Genomic DNA, 21310 nt, shown 5'->3' with positions numbered 1-21310 from the left:
ATTTTTCTTACTGAGAAATTGCCGGGTATAGTAAAATTGCCTGTTACAGCAAGCTATATAATTGAATTTGTTCGTTCTTTTCAGAGAACCAGCGCATTGCAAATTCATTTTCAAATAAAAATACTTTGTTGTCAAAACGGTCACGCACTAGCATTGAGCGCTGAGAATGCATTGATTCCTTTACATCTTCCTCATTTTCAATCCAACGTGCGATCTTGCTGCCGATTGGCTCCATCGTTACTTCAACATTGTATTCGTTAATCATACGGTGTTGGAAAACTTCGAACTGTAATTGACCTACTGCACCAAGAATGACATCTTCAGTGTGTAAAGTCTTGAAGTATTGAATTGCACCCTCTTGGACTAACTGTAGTACACCCTTTTGGAATTGCTTACCTTTCATTACGTTTTTCGCCGAAACGCGCATGAAAATCTCCGGTGTAAATTGAGGTAACTTCTCAAAGTTAAATCCTTTTTTACTGCCAACCACTGTATCGCCAATTTGATAAGTACCAGTGTCATATAGACCGATAATATCCCCTGCAACTGCTACGTCCACTATTTCACGGTCATCTGCTAAAAACTGAGTTGATTGGGTTACTTTGAATGATTTCCCTGTTCGAGCTAACGTCATATTCATCCCACGTTCAAACTTACCGGAAACGATACGTACGAACGCAATACGGTCACGGTGAGCAGGGTTCATATTTGCCTGAATCTTGAAAATAAATCCTGAAAAATCTTTGTGCTCTACAGGATCGATAAATTGCTCATCTTCTGTAATACGAGGCTGTGGTGTTGGTGCAAATTTTAAATACGTATCAAGGAATGTTTGTACCCCGAAGTTAGTCAATGCCGATCCAAAGAATACTGGTGTTAATTCCCCACGACGTATTTTATCTTCCGAGTATTGATTACCCGCTTCATTTAACAATTCGATATCATCCATTGCCTGTGTATAGTAAGATGTTACTTTCATTGGATGATCAACCGCTAATCCACCCTCTTCATTTAGTGGTAAATAACGATTCGCCTCATCTGTACGAAACTGCTCAATGCGTTTATTATAGCGATCGTATATCCCAAGGAACTCTTTCCCCATACCGATTGGCCAGTTCATCGGATATGCTGAAATACCCAGCACTTCTTCCAGTTCTTCAATAAGCTCCAATGGCTCTTTTCCTTGACGGTCTAATTTATTTATAAATGTAAAAATCGGTATCCCGCGCATTTTACATACTTTAAATAGCTTTAATGTTTGTGCTTCGATCCCTTTTGCAGCATCGACTACCATAACAGCAGAGTCTACTGCCATTAGAGTACGGTACGTATCTTCCGAGAAATCCTGGTGACCAGGTGTATCAAGAATGTTAACGCGACAGCCTGAATAATCGAATTGCATAACAGAAGATGTAACTGAAATCCCACGTTGTTTTTCGATTTCCATCCAGTCGGATGTTGCGAACTTTCCTGATTTTTTCCCTTTTACTGTACCCGCGTCACGGATTGCACCACCGAATAATAAAAGCTTTTCGGTAATCGTCGTTTTACCAGCATCAGGGTGACTGATAATGGCGAATGTTCGACGCGATAATATATCTTGTTCTAAAGTCATTGTTTTCGTCTCCTTTTTCCATACTTTCTTATTTTAAAAGACAATAGTCATTCGTTACAACCTTTTTTACTTTTGAGATAGCATTTTGCGTATTCTTCTCATTATTTTAAATAGGACAAAGCCTATGACAATTGCAATCGCATTTAATAATACATCATCTACATCAATGCTGCGACCGATAAAATATTGTGTCCCTTCTATAAATAACGGAATGCTGAATGCAACGATATGCATTTTGCGCCAGCCTCTTAGTTTTTTCCATAGCCAAGGTATAAAAAAACCAAAAGGAATAAACAGAACAATATTGCCTGCCAAATTATAAAATGCGATATTCGCTAATGGTCCATTTAATTGATCATAATATAAAAGAATTGTTTGTAATGGGGTGAAATTACTGCGGACATAGGCAGTAGATGTATCTAATACAATTTGTCCATTTGAAATATAAAAATTCGGTATAATCGTTTGCGAAAAAATGCTCACGCAATACAGGAAAAATACGAGCATGACAAGCTCACGAAGCATATCTTTCTTTTTGTTTTTTAAGTATAGTGTTCGACTGATTATATAAAAAGGAAAACTCAATATACAATACCCAATCATACTAAGTAAATAGGAATGAATCATTTTTTCTTTCACCTCCAAAAAAAATCCACCGTTAACGCAATTACGTTAACACGGCGGATTTGAAAAAGATATAGGTTCATCTATACAAATTTTAACTTCCCAGCTTCAATCGCAATTTTTGCATCACTATGCGGGTATTTCGTATTTTCGATAATTTGGTAATCTTCATGTCCTTTACCGGCAAAAATAATAATATCACCAGGATTTGCTACGCTCACAGCATGTCTAACGGCTTCTGCACGATCACCGATACATGCATAGTTATTATGCAGCATCCCTTTAGCTAAATCGCCTGTAATACTGTCGTACTCCTCATAGCGTGGATCGTCGGTTGTAAGTACAACATAATCTGCAACTGATGCCTTTTCTGCCATCGTTGGACGCTTCGTTTTGTCACGGCCACCACCCGTTCCAACAAGGAAAATCAATTTATTTTCCGGTTTTTTATATGGAAGGGCCGCATTGATCGCTTTTTCAATTGCATCCGGTGTATGTGCGTAATCAATAAAAATTTGAATCGGTAGATCCGATTCCACTTTTTCCATACGACCTTTGACCGGTGGAAGCATCTCAATCTGCTCAATAATGACTTCAATCGGGAAGCCACGTGCATAAAACACCGCTGTTGCTGCAAGTACATTGTAAATATTGAATTCCCCCAACAAATGCATAGTCACTGGGAATGTACCTTCAGGTGTTTCCATATCAAATTGTGTCATCCCATTTTCATAGTGGCAATTTACTGCGCGGAATATAGCATTATTTTTTAGGCCATATGTCCAAATCGGAAACGGCGTTATTTGGGCGTAGCGCTCTGACCATGGATCATCTGCATTTAATACGACATGCTTGTTCTTTTCCAGGTCCTGACCAAGCTGAGAGAACAACAAGCCTTTCGTGTTACCGTAGTTTTCCATCGTTCCATGGAAATCTAAATGATCATGTGTCAAATTTGTAAATACCGCGACATCATAATCGACGCCTGCTAAACGACCAAGTGCTAAACCATGTGACGAAACTTCCATTACCATCGCACGGCAGCCTTCACTTTTAGCTCGGAAAATCATTTGCTGAGTATTTAAAGAGTCACTAGTTGTGTTGGCCGATTCATATAGTACGCCATTTAAATTGAATCCTATCGTACCAGACAATGCTGACTTTTCACCTAATCCAATTAGAATGTTGTGGATAATGCCAGATACACTTGTTTTCCCGTTTGTACCTGTTACCCCAATCATCATAATGTCTTTCGATGGGTAGTCAAAAAACTTTGCTGCTAGAATACCTAATGTACGTGTCGTATTCTTAACGATTACTTGTGCAATGACGCCCTCTAACTCCAATAGACGCTCTGTTACGATAATTGTTGCACCCGCATCGACAGCTTTTTGCGCATAATCATGACCATCTACCGTAAAACCTTTAATGCAAATAAACACACTGTTCGGCTGTACACTGCGAGAGTCAATCGCAATATCCGTAATCATCTTCGGCAATTGCCCTACTATTTTCTTTTGCATGAGTGTACTTAAAAGCTCTTCTGCATACATAATTTTTTCCCCCACACTTGCAATATACTTGCGAATCTAATTTTTTCAGTTAAGTATTGTTATTTATATGTATTAACCATCATACTGCTCATAGATTGAAATTTCCATGCTTTTCATTAACTGTAATGATCCCGTACAAAATAAACATGTTTGCAAAATAAGGACTTTGGACATATAATACATAAGTTCAATTTTCTAGTTATTGACTCAACGTCCAGAAATTATGAACTAAAATACCGTATTTATATAAAGACTTCTCTTTGTTCACCTATTTTATTTATACGTTATATCTATCATATCAAAATTCGCCATTTATCGACATTAGAAATTACTGTATGATTACAGTTATTATTACTTATCCGAGGTGTTTTATGCAGCAAAATGAAATTCTGAATAAGCGCAACTTGCTTATGGTTATTACTTATTTTTTCTCGACGCTTATTTTTACCACAGTCATTGTTTCACAGCTGTTCAATCAACCTTATTATTTTTTAGGTATTAGTATTGGAAGTTGTCTTATACTTTTTGCCTTGTATTATGTGAAAACGCCGCCAAAAGTACTTCAAATTATTTTGATTTGTACCTGGCATATGATCGTTTTCCTTTTTAACTATCAAAATGTAACTATACTTTCGTTTTATACTTTTATCTGGCTTATAGCGATATTAACAATTTACCGTTCATTTATTATTACTTTCATCAACATTGCTCTAGTGTTCATTGAGATTTTTATTTTGGATAAGTTATCGATGATTCCATATCTAAGTTTTAAATCGGATGGTTATCTTTTACTTCTCGGTTTTTTAATTGCAGTTTGTATCATGAGTATTGGTCAAAGTTACTTTATTAAAAATATTTGGTTAAAGTTAGAGAAAAGTGCAATTGACCGTGAATATTATTTGAATTCCAAACATGCGTATTTACATTTGTTTTTCGAGCAGGCTAATGATGCAATTGCGGTATTTGATTTGGAAGATCGTGTGATTGCGGTGAATCCTGCATTTGAAAAATTATATGGCTGGACAAAGGATGAAGCAATCGGAAGGAAATTGCCCCTTGTTCCTCCAGAACATAAAGAAGAGGCCAAAAAGCGGATAAACATGCTGAAACAGAGACAAAGCTTCCATTTATTTGAATCAATTGATATGAAAAAAGATGGTACGGTGTTTGATGCCCAAATCTCTTTGTCTCCGATTTTAAGTCCACACGGCGAAATAATAGCGTCATCTGTAATTTCACGGGACATTTCATATATTAAGGAAAATGAAAATCTAATTTTGCAATCCGAAAAATTAAAGCTTGTCGGTGAACTTGCTGCCGGGGTTGCACATGAGATACGTAACCCCATGACTGTCATTTCCGGTTATGTTCAAATGATGAATGAAAACCCCAATTCGCCATACTATGAGTATACAAAGCTTATCCAAAGCGAAACAGAGCGAATAGAATTGATTTTATCTGAGTTCCTTGTATTATCAAAACCACAACCAAATCAGTTTATACCGATTAACTTAGTGGAAGCCTTAACAGAAGTAGCGAATTTTTTCCAATATGAGCTTCAACAAAAATCCATTACCGTAAATATTTCGAATGAATATTCCCACATGACTATTTTAGGTAATAAAAATCAAATTAAACAAGTATTTATAAATTTATTTAAAAATGCTATTGAAGCAATATCAGATGGTGGAATAATTACGGTAGAAGTATGCAAAGATGAGAAAGACATATACATTAGTATAGTCGATACGGGATGCGGTATTTCCCCCCAAGTATTGGATCGGATTTTTGAGCCTTTTTATACAACGAAAACTGCAGGTACCGGTCTCGGAATGGTTATCATAAACAAAATCATTCAAGATCACAATGGAACAATTAAAATCAATAGTCAACTGAACGTAGGGACAGAAATATTATTATCATTTCCAGTATTAATGGAAAATTAGAATTGAGGCTTTCTTGAATCGTTGTTCAAGAAAGCCTCTTTAAATGCATTACTACTGTTACTTCATAATCGTACGTACAAGTTTGACTTTTTGTTTGTACGGCGGATATAGTAAACTATTTGCCAGCTTATTAGAGCGCTGCATAATCGATTTAGGGTGTGTAAAGTTCTCGAAGCTTGCCTTTCCATGATAGGATTTTACGCCTGAAGGACCAACCCCTCCAAACGGTAAATGAGTATTTCCTACATGTGTAATAACATCATTTATACAGCCTCCGCCAAATGGCAGCTCCTGTAGGAAATAAGCGATTGCCTTTTCATTTTCGGAAAACAGATAGGCACTTAATGGCTTAGGCAATTGGCGTATTTCATGAATCGCTTTTGGTAATTGCTCGTAAGTCAAAATCGGTAATATTGGTCCAAATAGCTCATCTTCCATTGATGGACGATCCCACGTAATATTTTCCAACACTGTAGGCTCCATATATAGATCTTCTCGATCCGTTCGACCACCAAATGTTACCGTATCACGTTCGTTATCCAATATAGTTTGTAGACGGTCAAATTGGCGCTCATTGATTATTCGCCCATAGTCCGGACTTTGCTGTGCATCATCTCCAAAGAATTCACGAATCGTTTTCTTAAGTAAACGTGTAAACTTTTTAGCTACTGAAGAGTGAACAAGCAAATAATCAGGTGCTACACATGTTTGCCCTGTATTATTAAATTTCCCCCAAACAATACGTTTTGCCGCCACGTCTAAATTAGCGGTTTGATCTACTATGGCAGGGCTCTTGCCTCCAAGTTCCAATGCAATAGGTGTTAGACGCTCTGCAGCAGCCTTTGCTACTACTTTCCCAACAGCTACACTACCCGTAAAGAAAATATAGTCAAATGGCGCATGAATCAGGGCAGTAACTTCCTCTCTTTCACCTTCCACAACACGAACATAATGAGGTGGGAAAACTTCCTCTAAAATTTTCTTTACCATAATTGCAGTATGAACGGCAGTTTCAGATGGTTTGACAATCGCTGTATTGCCTCCGATAATCGCCCCGATTAATGGCTCCATAATTAATTGAAAAGGATAATTGAAAGGTCCAATAATTAATGTAACCCCATATGGTTCACGGACAATGTAACTTTTGGCGGGTTGGAAATGTATGGGTGTTTTCACAGGCTCTGGTTCCATCCAGCCATCTATATTTTTCAAGAAATAGGAAATACTATCATAGACAATTCCGATTTCAGTGGAATACGCCTCAAATTCACTTTTTCTTAAATCCAGTGCTAATGCTTCTATTACTTGTTCCTCATATTTTTTTATTGTTTCCTTTAATAATATGAGGTGTTCTTTACGATATTCTATGTTTTTTGTGGCGCCGGTAAAATAAAACGAGCGTTGATCTTCAATCATTTGTTCTACATCTTGTGCAGTAAAATTCATTTTTTATCATCCTTTCAAAAAGAAATGTATGCATAAATTATAGCTGTTCACACATATTAACTATAGTAATAACTACTACAAAGTTAAAATTAATTCCTTCAAATATTAGCAAGGAAGTTATGTAAGGAGGTAATATCAATTTCCTGAAAAATGTTTACTGGAAAGTCTAAGTGGGAAATTCATAAGTAATTAATTAAACAGACATAATACTACTGTAAAACAATCGTACAAGGAGGCTATATAAATGATTATGACTGAAACTTGGTGGGGCGAAATTTTTTCTGGACCATTATCTGTTGGATTAAATGAACAAAAGATTAAGCAGCTAGAGGATGAATCATTTTTATACTTCGACGAATTTGTTGCTACAATTCCTCATGAAGAACAAAATACTTAACCGTAAAAGGACTGTCACATTTGTCAGTCCTTTTTTGCATTTTTCTATGGCATAATGACTATATATAATAGAAATTTGGTCAAAGTCCATAGGAGGTCATCCTTATTTTAAATAAAATGCTGAAATTCATGCTAATATTTTTACTTATTTTCGTCTGTGTCATTTCAGTACAATATATTATGAAAAAAAACAATTTGGAACATCTAGAATCGATTGAAGAGGCCCAAGCTGCTGTTTCTCCGGAACAGTTGAAGCTCCAAACGATGCTTGCCATATCTGAAATTGTGCTCCAACAATTTATTGAAAATATTATACTTAATATTGAAATCACACCAATGGATGATAAACATAATGTTACCATTTCACTTCAGGCAACTGAATTTTTACATGAAACTACATTGTTAAAAGACAGTTACAATTTATTAAATGAGCTCCAGCATGTAGAAGCTTTAAATGATGTCACATTGAAATGGTTCAGACCGGTGCAAAATAAAAATACGGAAGTATTCACATTGGCATTCGATGCTCAAACACTTCAAACAATTAATGAAATCTCATATAAAGATATACCTCAAGCGGCAAAACAATATATAAAGCATGCAGCTTTAAACTAAAAAGAGCCTGGACATAATCTATACTCCATACAAAAAAAGCAGTACAAATTTTTACCTAACTTAAAAAATTTGTACTGCTTTTTTGTATTGTTCTCTGTTACATTCGAACATTTATTTCAATGAATCATTCATTTCCTGTAATGCAGAGCCTACACGCTGAACAGCTGTTTTCAGCTCTTCTTTTTGTTTTGCTGTAAAGAAGCTATAGTTCACATAGTCTTCTTTTCCTACTTCATAATAAGCGACAATTTCATTTAATTCTTTCAAAGCTTCTGATGTAGTTTCAGCACTTTCTGTCGAGACGCGGGGAATAAATATCTCCAATAAATCTTCCGCAGCTTCTGTCTGTGCTTTGACAGCGTATACTTCATTATTAGAAATGCTTTGTGCAGACAAACGGTTCGTTGCCATCGTGTTGAACATCGTTATAGCTGAAGCTAACACATTATTTTCGGAAACATCCATCGTAGGAAGCTCTGACTGTAATGCCTTCACATTTTCAACAAGCTCATCGGCAACTCCCTCATAGCCTGCAGTTTTTTTCTCTACAAATAATCCATGGGCCAAACTTTGGAAGCCCGATGCCTCCGCTTCTTTTCCCTCTTCTACTTCACTATTAATTTTCACGTCAAGCTCCTGAAAATTTGACGCAAGAGGCTGCATTCGTTCATAGTACATTGTTACTAAAGGATATAGCTTTTGTGCTTCTTCCAGCTTCCCTTCTTTCACATATGTGGCAAGAAGCTCGGTATCTGCTGTGAAGCTGTCCGTTTGCCCCAATACTAGTGATTTATACTGCTCTGCCTCGTCAGCTACATCTATTTTAATTTCTTGCTGTTCTACAGGCTCTGTTACTGGATTTTCCTCTTTTGTGCCACATGCAGACAATAATCCTACTGCAAGCAAAGCAAACATTATTTTTTTTCTGTTTTTCATATTGATTCACCTCTTATTTTTCTAGTTCGACTACCTTTGTATGAACAACAAATCGTTCTTTGTCGTCAGGGGATGTCGTACAAGTCGAAAAAGTCGCGATTTTATCAGAATTTGCTACTTCGACTGGCATTTTTATTGAAGATTTTTGTTGAATATCTAATAAGAACTGGTCAAATGTATCATTCGTAAATTGCGTTTCGATATAATAAAAATCTGTTGTCGTTTCATATGCAGCAAATACATGCAGAGCATAGCGATTGGCATCTGTCTCATAATAAAAAACAGCATGCTCTACTGCATAAGCTTGCTCGTTAAACTTCGTTAAATCGCCAAACATCGTACCATTACGTAAAACATGCCCATAAAAAATCGTATGCCGATCTTCCATTACATCATTTCGGAAATCAGCAAAAATACTTCCACCACGACTTTTTTCATCTAAATAATTATGCTTTAAGTAAAATTCATTATTATCCGTTTGTAATACAGGATTATTTAATCGGGTATTTTCCAATGTAAGCCACCCGATGATATTATTATTTTGTTGCTGAAGTTCCTTAAGCTCACCTAGTTCCATTGTTTGCTGTGCCTGTTCTAGCTTTTCGTTTACTTCACTATATCCTAAGTAATGCCGAACAACGATAACTGCACAAACAATCATTACAACTGCGCTCAATACACGAATCCATTGTCGCATAATCATATGCTTAACGGCATCATATAAAGTCCCAGTTTTTCATCTTCATGAAACACGGAATTGACACCGTATACTTCCTTAATGACTTCCTTTGTAATGACATCGCGTGGAAGGCCTTCTGCAATGATTTTTCCGGCTTTCATTAGAATAACATGGTCACTGTACCGAATTGCCTGATTAATATCATGAAGAACCATGACAATCGTTAAACCATATTGTTCATTTAATTGCTTTACAAGCTCTAACAGTTCAAGTTGATAATAAATATCCAAATACGTTGTCGGCTCATCCAGGCACAGTATTTCAGATTGCTGAGCAAGTGCCATCGCAATCCATACTCGTTGACGCTCCCCACCTGATAGGGCAGATAAATCATTATGCCGTTTACCAAGTAAATTCGTACATTGCAATGCCCATGTTACTGCCTCTTCATCTTCATTAGTCTTCTTTTTAAATAGGGAATTATGTGGCATGCGACCATACATGACAAGCTTCTCCACAGTTAAATCTGCCGGAATATCATTTTGCTGATAAACAATCGCAAACTTTTTTGCGAATTCTTTCGGTTTATATTCGACTAAATCTCGGTTTTCAAGAGTAGCTTTCCCTTCGAGCGGAACCTTGTTTCGTGACATTACACTTAATAATGTCGACTTCCCACAACCATTTGGACCAATTATTGTCGTTACTTTCCCTTTCGGAATGACTGTGGATACTTCATTTAAATGCCGCGCCTTACCATCATGCGAAACGACTACTTGTTTAATTTCCATTTTGTCACTCTTTTCTAAGTAAAAATATGAGGAACGGACCACCGATAATCGCCATAATTGTCGAAGCCGGCACTTCCATCGGGCTAAACATCGTACGACCTAACGTGTCTGCTAATAATATAATAAATGCTCCTAATAGTGCTGTAAAAGGAATCAGCACTTTATGATCATAACCAACAAGTCGGCGCGCAATATGTGGCACTAATATTCCGACAAAAGAAATGACACCTGCTACGACAACCGAAGCCGCCGCCAATAGAACGGCAACAGCGGCGATAACTATTCTTGCAGCCGTTACGTTAAAGCCCACACTTTTAGCTGTTTTATCAGATAGCACGAGGACATTACAGGAAGCATATAAAATTATTGCCAAAATAAGTCCGATTGAGCCGTATGTTACGATTAACGATACGTCATCCCAAGTTTTAAATGATAAATTAGATGTAATCGATCCTGATGCAGAAGCACCAAAGCTAATCATTGCTTCTGTAAGACCAGAAAACATTGCATTAATCGCAATGCCGACCAATATTAATTTTAATGGATTCAATCCTGATTTCCATGAAAGTAAAAAAACGAAGAAACAAGCTAGCGCACCACCGATAAATGCCGCGATAGGCGTGAAGAAAAATAGTGTTGGTACGAAGCTAACAATAAATAGTTTAGTAAATGCTGCCCCGGCGGAAATTCCAATAAATCCTGCATCGGCTAATGGATTTCTCATAATGGCCTGCAGCAATACGCCCGCAACTGATAACGCTGCTCCAGCAAATAATGCAACGATAATTCGTGGAAAGCGCAAGTCTTTAATGGCAGCCATATCTGCATTATCTGGATTAAAAAAATTTGTTATAAATTCAATAAATGACATTTGGATACTGCCAGTTGTCGCGGCATAAATAACAGTTATGATTAATAAAACAGCAACAGCTATAAAGCTAATGATTTTTTTTGTCACAGCAAACACCCTTTATGTAAGGAAACAGCAAAACCTCCCTCAAGGCTTTGCTTTTTCACATTGTTATTGATAGAAAATTTTCTCCAATTGATGAAGTGCATCTGGTACATTCAATGCTGCTGTCGTACCGAATAACTCTTCTTCTAGATCAAATACTTGTCCATTTTTCACTGCATTAAAATGTTTCCAAACATCATTTTTCACAAATTCTTCATCAAACATTTTTATTACTTCATCTGGCATGCCGTGAGCTAAACGTAAAATTATATCAGGATTTGAAGAATATAAATATTCAGTGTTAGAAGGCAAATATTCTGCATCCTGACCGGCCATTACATTTTCCCCGCCGGCTAAACGAACTAAGTCGCCCGCGTACGAATTTTCTGTTGCTACTAAATAACTGCCTGGTACACCTAGTAAAATCAAGACACGTGGTTTTTCTTTATCACTTGCAGCTACTTTTACTGCATCAATTTCCGTCTGTAACTCATCATTTAATAGTTTCGCTTCTTCTACACGATTGTAGCGCTCTCCAAGTACCGTTATCTCATCCATCATTGCTTCAATACTTGTTAGATCCACAAAATCTACAGGAATTTTTAATTGTTCAAATTTATCCTTTAAATCATATTCCAATGTTGAAACTGACAATACCTCAGTAGGATTAAGTGACTTAATAATTTCTGCGTCAGGGTCCATCGCATTTCCAATGTCAGGCAGTCCATCAAAACGCGAGGGCAATTCCTTAACCGTATCGGGAATCGCTACAGCATTAAGATTTAATCGATCCAGAATTTGCGCGATTACCACTGTTCCCGCAATAATTCGATGCTCTTCTTCTATAGCAGACGCTTGGCCTGAAGCCGTATTTTCTGCCACTGTTTCGGCGTTTTCTGTTTGTTTCTCTCCATCTCCGCAACCCGCAAGTACAGCACCACTTAGTGCGAGTCCGATAAGCCACTTTTTCATTTATTTTTCCTCCTAGTGTTTAAACTGAAGTAAAATTTCATCTCCAACATAGATGGAATTTTACTTCAATTTAAGCGTCATCTTATAAATATTTTTCGTAAAAATAGGATTGGGGCTGCGCTAAAAGTAACACTTTTAACACAACCCTACCTACTATAACTATTTGCTGATGGCTTTTTTAAAATCCGTTACTCAAACCGTCTGCAGTTCATTTAATTATTTTTTTAAACCTTCAACAACTGTTAAAGTATTGTTTAAAATTTTAGCCATTTGTGAACGAGTTAATTTGTTTTCTGGATTAAACTTACCTTCAAAACCAGAAATAATACCTAATTTATTTAATTCAGAAATTGCTTTTGAAGCTTCCACTTCTTTTGGCATATCAGAGAATTTAGCTGTATCGCCAGTTGCAGTATAACCATTCTTCTCTAATAAACGGTAGATCATTAATGCAGCTTGTTTACGAGTCACATCTTGTGCAGGTGCGAATGTAGTAGCTGTTTTACCATTGATGATGCCATAACCATTTAAAGCGTTAATCGCTTTTTTCGCTTCGTCACCATATTTCACGATATCTGTGAACGCCGCTTTTGCTGGTACATCTAATTTTAATGCACGGTTTAACATTAAAGCGAACTGAGCACGTGTAACGTTATTGCCTGGATTAAAGTTGTCTGCAGCGATGAAAATACCTTTGTTGAATAGATTAACGATTGCATCTTTGTTTCCGTTGTTAGCAATATCTTTAAATGGAGCTGCTACAGGAACTGGTTTCTTTTCACCGAATTGTAATTGTACTTTATGAACTGAATCATATTTTACACCAGCAGCATCAACTGTTAAATCAACAGTTGCATTATAAATCTCATTAATATCTTTTAATGAGATCGTGTAAATTTGAACTGTATTTTTCCCTACAGTTTCTTCTGATTTCAATGCTACTGTCGCACCTTCAACTTTGAAGTCATTTAACCATTGACCTTGTGGGAATGTTACATCAACATCGTATCCGCCCTCAGTAGAAGTAACCATTACTTCATTAGCTAAATATGTGCCTTGCATAATTGATTGTTCTTTTGTTCCATCTTTAAATACAGTAACAGGCATTTTTGTTGCTTCAACCGGAGCTGGTGCTGGTGCAGCTTCTGCTTTTGGTAATTCTAAGTTAGCCGTTTCAATAGCGAAGCCAAATGGATAAGGTTTATCCATATTCATTGCAGGTACAACAACGTGTACTGAAGCTTCATGTAAATCACTGATTGATGGAATTTCTAAAGTAACGATGCCATCTTTTGCAACAACATTTTTACCCGCAATTGTTACATCCGGTACCATTGCTTTTGAATCTTCAGTAATAGTTAGCTGTACTGAATATTTGCCATCTTTTACGATTAATTTTGCATCAGGTGAAAAATGGCTTGTAATTGCTTTGTAGTTTCCTACTTTATCTTTATAAGCATCCCACTTAATATCATAAGTACCGTCTGCTACTGAATCGAATGTTTTACCTACTTTGAAGATTTTTTCTTCTTTTGCTTCTTCAACGGGTTTAGTTGTTTCTGTTGCTTCTTTTATTGATTTTGCATCTGGAGTTAATGTAACTTTATAATCTACCGGATCTTTACCAACGAAAGTAATTGTCATATTTAAAGTTACTTCCACTGGCGCATAATCAGCTGTTACTGGAATATTAATATGTTTTTTTCCGTTAAATTCAGCCATTGCTGGTTGACCCGCTACTGTTACGCTATTTACCATACCTAATACTGCGTCAGATAATTCCAGATTAATAAATTGCTGACCATTTCGCTCAACTAATTTACCTGTAGTAGGAATAAAGCGCTGTAAAGATTCAGGGGCATCTACTTTAAAATCAATCGTCTTTGCCGCTGCAGTAGTTGTTGCTTCACCCGTACGAGTCGTTTCCCCACCTACTTCAGCAGATACTGCCATTGCTGGTACAATTGCAGATGTTGCTAATAGCGATGCCAAGACCGCTTTTGTTGCTTTTGATTTTTTAACCATTTTCATTTCCTCCAATTTTCTATCTTGTTTTTGTTTGTTTTGTGCGAATAAATACAATCGCCGCTACGATGAATAACATCATCGCCACAAGCGGTAATTCATCGCTCGTCTCCGGATTTTCTACTACCTCTGAATTTTCAGCTTGCGCCATTTCAGATGCATTTTCTTCATCTGTCTTTGTAGAATCATCTGTATTTGCTTCTGTAGTTGCTTGCTCTGTTGATGATTCTGTTTTTTGTGGTTCAGTTGATGGTGCTGTTTTATTTGAAGAAGTATTACTTCCTGACGATTGTGTTGTTGACTCCTTAGCAGATGTTGCTTGATTTGTTTCCTCTTTTACTGGCTTTACCTGCGCTTTAGGCTCGTCCACTTTTGCTTCTGGTAAACCTGAACTGTTGAATACAAAATCCACACTATAGGCATGGTGGTAATCAATATCATCAATATCTATTTTCATGGCGATTGTTACTAAATTTGCATTCGACACTGGAAACTGAACAGTACGTTGACCTGCAGACTCATTTGTACTAATTACTTTTGCCCCGCCCGGAGGTTTAAACTCTGTAACCCAGCTACTGTTTTTTATCGTAAGCTGCATTGTCATCTTACCGTTATTTACAATTAACTTGGCAGGCTTTAAAAAATAATCATTAGCCATGGAAGCCGAATTGCTGCCAGGTTTATTTACTTGATAGTTCACTTCGTAAGTCCCATCGGCAATTGCAGCAAATGAAGTGTTTGGCAAAGTAAACGCTACCAAAAAAAGCGCCGCAAAAATCATGAAGAAGTTTTTTTTCATACGAATTCTCCTCCTTTTCTTCATAATATGTAATTAACTAATAGAGAATATTTCTCAATGCCATTATATAGCATGCCATAAAAGTGATTGTTTCTCAAATACCAACATTCTTCTTTAGTATAAAATTTTTGTGAATCGATTAAAACTTCATAAATTTGTCGTTATTTTAACTTGACTATATTTATACTGTATTATTATATACTTTTCACTTAGGTATTTTTCAACCTATATTTAATTAAAAAAGACTGTAAGCAAACTCGAATTTATACGAGTTCGTCTACAGTCTAACAGAGAAGAAATTGAACTTTTTTCCTTATACCGAATTTCACTTGCCCTATACCTTTTACTGAAATGTCCCGTATTTATTATTAATCCGCTCCAACTTTTCACGAATTGGCCTTGCAAGTATTAATAAAAAAATTACGTTGGACACTGCATAAACAATCGTAAATGGAACTGCTGACGTCAGAGCAACTATATAAGCTTCCATGCTAAACACTCCATATAAAGACATCGTCCCCCAAATATCCATGCCAAACGAAAATAGGATGCCCGCAAAAATCCCAAATAATATAAGTGGTATTTTTTTATGCATAATTCCTGTCCTTCCTAATAGTCCGCCAATAAAACCAATCATTCCCCACATAAACATTTGAAAAGGAGTCCAAGGTCCTTGACCAAAGAACATATTGGATACAAGAGCAGATATAGCACCTGTTAAAAAACCTGCCTCAGCTCCAAGTGAAAAACCTGTTATTGCTGCAATTGCTGCAACAGGCTTAAAACCCGGTGTAATAACAAATAATGCACGCCCTGTGACAGAAATGGCTGACATAACTGCTATTATCAATATCTCTCTAGGCTGTGGCTTCCTTCTCTCAAACGAAAGGAAAAATGGAATCGATGCTAAAATTATTATCATGATTGATATAAAATAATATTTTCTATCATTAAACAGTACAATGCCGGCGTATAAAGTGAGAGGGATGAATATAAAAATGATAACTAAAGAAATTATGAGACTTAATCTTTTTTGCATAATATCACCAAATCGTCACAAACAATTACTTCATTCATTATTCCTCTAGCAATACGGTGTGCAGCAGTAGTATAAAAGTTATTTCCACTATAAAAAGTACGCGGATCAGCCTCTGAAACGATATTTCCATCAAATAATAAAGCACAGCGACTACTATGCTGAGCAGAAAATTCAATATCATGTGTCACCATAACAATTGTCAGTCCATTTACTTGTAGTTTTTTCAAAATAGTAGCCAATTCTTCTTTTGCATAAGCATCCAGCCCTTTTGTCGGCTCATCTAGCAGTAATATTTCCGGCTCTATTAATAATAGCTTTGCAAGGGCTAATTTCTGCTGCTCACCACCACTTAAATCATAGGGGTGCCGCTGCAGTAAATGAATTAGCTGAAATTGCATTATCATTTCCTCAACTTTATCATCCAAAATATTATGATATTTTGCTGTATCTTCCAACTCTTGCTTTACCGTTTTTTGAACAAACAATGTTTTAGGTTCCTGTGGTAACAATGTTATAAATTTTTGATAAAGCTCTTTATTACGATAAGTTTTCAATAATTTATCGTGCAGGAGAATCTTCCCTCGATATGGTTTTTGTAAGCCAGCCAATAATGACAAGACCGTTGATTTCCCTGTTCCATTACCTCCGATAATAGTTAGAAATTCTCCTTTTTTCACTTGTAAATTTAAGTGCTGGATAATATCAGTAGCATTTTTTTCATAACGGAAAGCTACATCTTTTGCTTCCAAAACTATTGTATTAGAAATGCCACTGGCCACAGGAAGCTGTTTCCCAGTATGTAAATCGACCTTTTTCTTTGCTAGCCATTTTCGTCCTTCTCGAATCGTCAGAGGTACTGGTCCTTCACCATCTAATAGGTGGTACATTTTTGTAGCTGTTGGCAATGCTGTAATCAATTCATGTTTTGGGGGTAATGTATTGATAATTTCCCGGGGGTCGCCATCAAATAATAAGTCCCCCTTTTCCATTATTAAAACACGGTCAGCAATAGGAAGGACCTCCTCAAGACGATGCTCAACCAATATTATAGTTATGCCTAATTCTTTATTTAAACGGTTTAACGTTTGAATAAACTCCATAGCAGCAATCGGATCAAGCTGAGATGTTGGTTCGTCTAACAATAGTAGTTTTGGTTGCATCACCATAATTGAGGCTAAGTTTAAAAGCTGTTTCTGTCCTCCAGATAACTCTGAAGTTTTTTGGTGAAACCACTTCTGAATACCAAAGAAATTAGCCATTTCCGCTACTCTCCTACGCATCGTATGTTTATCTACTCCCAAGCTTTCTAAACCGAATGCTAATTCATGCCAAACCTTATCCGTTACAATTTGATTGTCCGGGTTTTGAAAGACATAGCCAATTTCCGATGCGGCCTTTTCAGGCATAACTTCATCCAACCTTTTACCATCATAAAAAAATGTACCTGCTTTCTTACCATGAGGAGAAAGTTCACTTTTAAAATGTCGTAGTAATGTACTTTTTCCACAACCAGATTGACCAATTAGAATAATGAATTCACCTTGTTCAACAGTTAAATTAATGTTTTTCAAAATGGGTTTTGACTCATTTGGATATGTAAAGCTTACATTTTCGACTTTAACAATTTCCATTCGATTCCCCCCTTTATCTCGATTATTATTGGGATAGCAAGCAGGAGAAAATAACTGCAATAAAATAGGATATTTTTTAAATCCCATTGAATGATTGAAAAAGTCGGATAAAAATAAAAAGTTGTTGTACCTATTATACTTGCCCAAATATTCACCATTAAAAGGAACATAATGAAAAGCAAAACTATTCCGTCGCGACGTTCAAAAATAAATAAAGAGAAGGATGTCCGCTTCCCTATACCATAACCTCTCGCCTTCATGGAATCTGCCGTATCTATTGCATTGTCCAATGCCCAAGTAATTAGAATGGATATAATTCGAAGAGTACATTTAATACGGTGTAATAAGGATCCACTTCGATAATCCATGCCAATTACCTTTTGAGCATTTGATATTTTGTGTAATTGCTGTTGAAAACGTGGCACTAACCTTAAGCTAATCGATAACGTTAAAGAGAATACCGGCGATATTTTACCGAATAAGTAAATAAACTTATCTGTAGTTATCGTTTCGTTATAGCAGCTAAACCATAGGATAATTGAAACAATCATTGTGGCAATGCTTAATCCGTAAACAATTGCCTCTACTGTAATGGCATTGTAATTTATATAAAACAATACTAGTTTCCCATTATGGCTAATTAATGGATTTATAATAGCCATAAGGAAAAATAAAGGAACATATAGCTTCCAATCCTTAAAAAACTGCCCTCTACGTAAGGCGATATTCAGGCTTACTGCTAGGAAAATAGTAATCACTAAATAAGCCGGGTGCATAAAAAACATTGATAGTCCAATAGCTGCAGCAAAAAAAGCGAAAATAACCAGTGGATGAAAAGTTTCAAATGATTTCATTCGCTGCTTTTCCAGACATGTCCTAAATCGCGTCCTAAATCAACTGTGTAATGCCATTCTATTACATCGCCATCTTTCAAAACATATTGACTACAGCCATAATTAGGATACACACCGTTCACTTTATACATCCATCCACTTAATTCACCCGCGCTAAATTCATATAGATGATTAATTCCCTCTATATAAACACTGTTATAAATATTTTCGTTTGCCCCTTGATATTCAAGTTGAATTTTATGTTCTTTCGTTGCACGTTGTAGAACGTCCCAAACGGTATCTTTTTCAGATAATAGCTCGTACGTTGTCGGCTTTAATATGACTCCGTTTTTAGGTACATATTTATCACTTTGTAGTGCTGGATCTAACTTATCCCAATTTTTAAGCAAAGTGTCTACGCGAATTGCAATTGTAACAGTTTTCTTTTTTTCAGCTAGAAGTTCACTTTTTTCGACAGGAACCTGCTTCGGCTTTTCTACTTTCTGATTATCAGTAGCAGTTTTTTTATTGGAAGTCTCCTCTTTTGGCGGTAATTCTTTGTGAGGCTGCCGCTCTGACTTTATCGAGTCCTTTGCTTCTTCTTTAGCTTCCACTTTCTTTTCCTGGTTTTCTATTGGTTGTTTCTTATTATTTATTTCTGAAGTTTCCTCTTTTTTTGGAGGGCTAGCTTCTTCATTATCTGATTCTGATTTATCTTCTTTTATATTTTCATGATTTTTTTCTGAATCTTTTATTTCCTGATTTACTGTTTGTTCTTGGCCTATTTTAGACTTTGAATCTAAACTTCGCTCTTGTTCTTTCATTTGTTCATATTGTTCGACTGATTGAATATTACACGCCGCTAATAAAAAAACGAAGATAACAACTGTTAGTAAGCGAATTGTTCTTTTCATTATTTATCCACTACCTTTAAAAAGTTAATAAACATTTTTGCGGCATGCGCTCTTGTTAATGAATTGAATGGTTGAAACGCTCCATTAGAACCTTGTGCAATATTAAAATCATATAATAAAGCAATCGCATTTTTTGACTCATTCGAAAGCTTGTTAATATCGTTTAATGGTACTACCTTGCTCGGTATATAAGCTTGACCATTTATAGACGTATAGGCACGATAAAGCATAATCGATAATTCCTCACGTGTTATAGGTGCCGATGGTAAAAATTCACCTGAATTGACGGTTAATAGTTTTGCCTCATACGCTGCTGCGATTTCTTTTTTCGTAATTTCACTATAACGGTCTATATCTGTAAATGGCGCTTGTTGTGTACTCGTCAAGTTTAATGAACGAACTAAAATGGATACAGCTTGGACACGTGTTAAATGATTATTTGGCTTAAACGTATTATCCTCATATCCTTTTAATAAGCCTTTAGCTACCGCAGCTTCAATATCACCCTTTGCCCAATGTGATTGAATATCTTTAAAGCTTAATTTAGTAGGAGCTATAATTGGTTTCTCTTGCTCAACAGGTGTTGAAGGCTTATTTTTCTTTGTATCCGACATGTCATATAATTTTGTTTTTCCTGCCAAAAGTCGATTATAGGCTGCCAGTGTATAGGAAGCCTGCTCTGTTGCCATACCGTTAGAAGCTGTTTCAGTCAATACATGCTTGAACCCACCATCTTTAGCATTGTAGAAAGTAAAAAAGCTATTGAATGCTTTAGAGAATCGTGCATCCTCTTTTGAATCTATATCTATACTGGATAATGCAGTAATAACTTGAGCTACACTTTCCGAGTTGGATGTTCCCCAGCTTTTATAACCACCATTAACGTCCTGTATTTTTTGTAAAGTATCTAACGCTCGATTTATTGATTTTTCTACATTTGGTCGATCTTTATAGGTAGACAGTGCCTGCACGGCCATTGCAGTCATATCAGGATCTGCTTTCATTCCGGATAAGTCCCATCCACCATCAGCTAATTGCTTTGATAAAATATGATCTACTAATTTTTCTCTTGTAGTCGTAGCACTTTTTGGAAGTTCAAAGTTCCAAGTGTCTAACGCAATTAATGCAAAATAGGCACCATTCGGACCTTGCCAAATGACTTTATCGAAATCCCCCAATTTTTCAACTAAATTATATCCTCCTACATTAGTTGGATCTTTTCCAATTGAAGTAAGAGCAATTATTAGACGTGAATACTCCGTATATTTACGATTGTGTAATTCACCTTTCATGGACTGAATATGTTTTAGAACGTTTTCATAATACGTTTCATAATAATTTTTTGGAACATTATATTCACCGCGAGCAAGTGCAATAATAAACCATTCATCACCGAACTTAGGACTTGGTGCTTGTTTTACAATATAATCACCCGTCGTTTTATAAGCATCTATTGTTGAAATACTTTGTGCAGAAACGGGTGTAACTATTAATAAAACAGCAAGTAGTAGCATAATAAACATCGTTAATTTTTGCTTCAT

General features: G+C 36.2%; 19 protein-coding genes. 3 read left to right on the top strand and 16 right to left on the bottom strand.

The genetic code is table 11. The annotated features are described in order from the left end of the window. Positions 1 to 43 precede the first annotated feature (43 nt). The 3 genes from H9632_RS00670 to H9632_RS00660 all read right to left on the bottom strand — a co-directional run bounded on the left by H9632_RS00670 (position 44) and on the right by H9632_RS00660 (position 3792). Entirely contained in the window at positions 44 to 1615 is a 1572-nt protein-coding gene (locus tag H9632_RS00670) for a peptide chain release factor 3 (RefSeq protein WP_191702209.1), read from the bottom strand. A gap of 66 nt (positions 1616 to 1681) precedes the next feature. Then, the gene (locus tag H9632_RS00665) at positions 1682 to 2254 is read right to left on the bottom strand and encodes a VanZ family protein (protein ID WP_318247661.1); all 573 of its coding nucleotides are present in this window, start codon (positions 2252 to 2254) and stop codon (positions 1682 to 1684) included. A gap of 68 nt (positions 2255 to 2322) precedes the next feature. Beyond that, positions 2323 to 3792, bottom strand: coding sequence for a UDP-N-acetylmuramoyl-L-alanyl-D-glutamate--2,6-diaminopimelate ligase (locus H9632_RS00660; RefSeq protein WP_191702208.1), 1470 nt, complete (start codon positions 3790 to 3792; stop codon positions 2323 to 2325). 371 nt (positions 3793 to 4163) lie between these two features. Between H9632_RS00660 and H9632_RS00655 the strand changes: the two genes are divergently transcribed. Beyond that, positions 4164 to 5738 (top strand): two-component system sensor histidine kinase NtrB, encoded by a 1575-nt coding sequence (locus tag H9632_RS00655; protein ID WP_191702207.1) that lies wholly within the window; start codon positions 4164 to 4166, stop codon positions 5736 to 5738. 57 nt (positions 5739 to 5795) lie between these two features. Here H9632_RS00655 and H9632_RS00650 read toward each other — a convergent pair whose 3' ends face one another. After that, entirely contained in the window at positions 5796 to 7184 is a 1389-nt protein-coding gene (locus tag H9632_RS00650; protein WP_191702206.1) for an aldehyde dehydrogenase, read from the bottom strand. A gap of 244 nt (positions 7185 to 7428) precedes the next feature. Between H9632_RS00650 and H9632_RS00645 the strand changes: the two genes are divergently transcribed. Next, positions 7429 to 7581, top strand: coding sequence for a hypothetical protein (locus H9632_RS00645; RefSeq protein ID WP_191702205.1), 153 nt, complete (start codon positions 7429 to 7431; stop codon positions 7579 to 7581). A gap of 179 nt (positions 7582 to 7760) precedes the next feature. Next, entirely contained in the window at positions 7761 to 8195 is a 435-nt protein-coding gene (locus tag H9632_RS00640) for a hypothetical protein (RefSeq protein ID WP_191702204.1), read from the top strand. A 111-nt stretch (positions 8196 to 8306) separates the two neighbouring features. Here the strand turns inward: H9632_RS00640 and H9632_RS00635 are convergent, their stop codons facing one another. The 12 genes from H9632_RS00635 to H9632_RS00580 all read right to left on the bottom strand — a co-directional run bounded on the left by H9632_RS00635 (position 8307) and on the right by H9632_RS00580 (position 21310). After that, on the bottom strand, positions 8307 to 9131 hold the full coding sequence (locus H9632_RS00635; protein WP_191702203.1) for an EfeM/EfeO family lipoprotein: 825 nt from the start codon (positions 9129 to 9131) through the stop codon (positions 8307 to 8309). 13 nt (positions 9132 to 9144) lie between these two features. Further along, a complete protein-coding gene (gene srtB, locus H9632_RS00630; protein WP_191702202.1) occupies positions 9145 to 9834 on the bottom strand; it encodes a class B sortase in 690 nt (229 codons plus the stop codon). Further along, a complete protein-coding gene (locus tag H9632_RS00625) occupies positions 9831 to 10601 on the bottom strand; it encodes an ABC transporter ATP-binding protein (protein WP_191702201.1) in 771 nt (256 codons plus the stop codon). Before H9632_RS00625 ends, srtB begins: the two co-directional genes overlap by 4 nt. A gap of 4 nt (positions 10602 to 10605) precedes the next feature. Further along, the gene (locus H9632_RS00620; protein WP_191702200.1) at positions 10606 to 11559 is read right to left on the bottom strand and encodes a FecCD family ABC transporter permease; all 954 of its coding nucleotides are present in this window, start codon (positions 11557 to 11559) and stop codon (positions 10606 to 10608) included. A 63-nt stretch (positions 11560 to 11622) separates the two neighbouring features. Next, the gene (gene isdE, locus H9632_RS00615; protein ID WP_191702199.1) at positions 11623 to 12528 is read right to left on the bottom strand and encodes a heme ABC transporter substrate-binding protein IsdE; all 906 of its coding nucleotides are present in this window, start codon (positions 12526 to 12528) and stop codon (positions 11623 to 11625) included. A gap of 216 nt (positions 12529 to 12744) precedes the next feature. Continuing rightward, a complete protein-coding gene (locus H9632_RS00610; protein ID WP_191702198.1) occupies positions 12745 to 14553 on the bottom strand; it encodes an S-layer homology domain-containing protein in 1809 nt (602 codons plus the stop codon). 19 nt (positions 14554 to 14572) lie between these two features. Then, complete coding sequence (isdC, locus tag H9632_RS00605; RefSeq protein WP_191702197.1) at positions 14573 to 15352, bottom strand: heme uptake protein IsdC; 780 nt, start codon at positions 15350 to 15352, stop codon at positions 14573 to 14575. A gap of 343 nt (positions 15353 to 15695) precedes the next feature. Then, on the bottom strand, positions 15696 to 16202 hold the full coding sequence (locus H9632_RS00600; RefSeq protein ID WP_263618311.1) for an ECF transporter S component: 507 nt from the start codon (positions 16200 to 16202) through the stop codon (positions 15696 to 15698). A gap of 173 nt (positions 16203 to 16375) precedes the next feature. Beyond that, positions 16376 to 18022, bottom strand: a complete 1647-nt coding sequence (locus tag H9632_RS00595; RefSeq protein WP_191702195.1) for an ABC transporter ATP-binding protein — start codon at positions 18020 to 18022, stop codon at positions 16376 to 16378. After that, a complete protein-coding gene (locus H9632_RS00590) occupies positions 17995 to 18876 on the bottom strand; it encodes an energy-coupling factor transporter transmembrane component T (protein WP_191702194.1) in 882 nt (293 codons plus the stop codon). The genes H9632_RS00595 and H9632_RS00590 overlap by 28 nt, the downstream gene beginning before the upstream one ends. Then, positions 18873 to 19769 carry a DUF4430 domain-containing protein gene (locus H9632_RS00585; RefSeq protein ID WP_191702193.1) on the bottom strand — a complete coding sequence of 299 codons (897 nt, stop codon included), beginning with the start codon at positions 19767 to 19769 and terminating at the stop codon, positions 18873 to 18875. The genes H9632_RS00590 and H9632_RS00585 overlap by 4 nt, the downstream gene beginning before the upstream one ends. Beyond that, on the bottom strand, positions 19769 to 21310 hold the full coding sequence (locus H9632_RS00580) for an S-layer homology domain-containing protein (protein WP_191702192.1): 1542 nt from the start codon (positions 21308 to 21310) through the stop codon (positions 19769 to 19771). Before H9632_RS00580 ends, H9632_RS00585 begins: the two co-directional genes overlap by 1 nt.

The organism is Solibacillus merdavium, from assembly GCF_014836935.1.
GTDB classification, from domain to species: Bacteria; Bacillota; Bacilli; order Bacillales_A; family Planococcaceae; genus Solibacillus; species Solibacillus ferritrahens.
This window is presented reverse-complemented; position numbering and strand designations above follow the sequence as displayed.

Coding starts and splice junctions, on each gene's coding strand:
- H9632_RS00670 (WP_191702209.1), bottom strand. CDS start 1,615: ATGACTTTAGAACAAGATATATTATCGCGTCGAACATTCGCCATTATC.
- H9632_RS00660 (WP_191702208.1), bottom strand. CDS start 3,792: ATGTATGCAGAAGAGCTTTTAAGTACACTCATGCAAAAGAAAATAGTA.
- H9632_RS00655 (WP_191702207.1), top strand. CDS start 4,164: ATGCAGCAAAATGAAATTCTGAATAAGCGCAACTTGCTTATGGTTATT.
- H9632_RS00650 (WP_191702206.1), bottom strand. CDS start 7,184: ATGAATTTTACTGCACAAGATGTAGAACAAATGATTGAAGATCAACGC.
- H9632_RS00645 (WP_191702205.1), top strand. CDS start 7,429: ATGATTATGACTGAAACTTGGTGGGGCGAAATTTTTTCTGGACCATTA.
- H9632_RS00640 (WP_191702204.1), top strand. CDS start 7,761: ATGAAAAAAAACAATTTGGAACATCTAGAATCGATTGAAGAGGCCCAA.
- H9632_RS00635 (WP_191702203.1), bottom strand. CDS start 9,131: ATGAAAAACAGAAAAAAAATAATGTTTGCTTTGCTTGCAGTAGGATTA.
- srtB (WP_191702202.1), bottom strand. CDS start 9,834: ATGATTATGCGACAATGGATTCGTGTATTGAGCGCAGTTGTAATGATT.
- H9632_RS00625 (WP_191702201.1), bottom strand. CDS start 10,601: ATGGAAATTAAACAAGTAGTCGTTTCGCATGATGGTAAGGCGCGGCAT.
- isdE (WP_191702199.1), bottom strand. CDS start 12,528: ATGAAAAAGTGGCTTATCGGACTCGCACTAAGTGGTGCTGTACTTGCG.
- H9632_RS00610 (WP_191702198.1), bottom strand. CDS start 14,553: ATGGTTAAAAAATCAAAAGCAACAAAAGCGGTCTTGGCATCGCTATTA.
- isdC (WP_191702197.1), bottom strand. CDS start 15,352: ATGAAAAAAAACTTCTTCATGATTTTTGCGGCGCTTTTTTTGGTAGCG.
- H9632_RS00595 (WP_191702195.1), bottom strand. CDS start 18,022: ATGGAAATTGTTAAAGTCGAAAATGTAAGCTTTACATATCCAAATGAG.
- H9632_RS00590 (WP_191702194.1), bottom strand. CDS start 18,876: ATGAAATCATTTGAAACTTTTCATCCACTGGTTATTTTCGCTTTTTTT.
- H9632_RS00585 (WP_191702193.1), bottom strand. CDS start 19,769: ATGAAAAGAACAATTCGCTTACTAACAGTTGTTATCTTCGTTTTTTTA.
- H9632_RS00580 (WP_191702192.1), bottom strand. CDS start 21,310: ATGAAGCAAAAATTAACGATGTTTATTATGCTACTACTTGCTGTTTTA.